Origin of the sequence: Clostridium sp. CMCC3677, assembly GCF_023845585.1 — a bacterium.
Taxonomy (GTDB): domain Bacteria; phylum Bacillota; class Clostridia; order Clostridiales; family Clostridiaceae; genus Clostridium; species Clostridium aquiflavi.
Window position 1 is genome coordinate 1 of the sequence record NZ_JAMQHS010000066.1, and the last position, 260, is coordinate 260.

Sequence of the window (260 nt, forward strand, 5' to 3'; positions counted from 1 at the left end):
CACTAATTCTTATAGCTACAACTGGAATTAATAAAATAGCATTATCATTAATATTATTAAAGATGCCTAAACTATTTGTCGTAGAATTTTTACTTACTTACCGTTATATTACTGTATTAATTGAAGAAGTAGGTAGAATAACTAGAGCATATTCAGTACGCTCTCATATGAAAAAAGGAATAAGATTTAAAGATTGTGGTTGCCTTGTTGGTCAACTTTTAATTAAAACTGTAGATAGAGCTGAACATATATATACATCT

At 27.3% G+C, this 260-nt stretch carries 1 protein-coding gene; it reads left to right on the forward strand.

Going from position 1 to position 260, the window contains the following annotated elements; translation table 11 throughout:
* Positions 1–260 (forward strand): CbiQ family ECF transporter T component (locus tag NG901_RS16755; protein WP_252217081.1); only part of this gene is annotated, 260 nt, incomplete at both ends.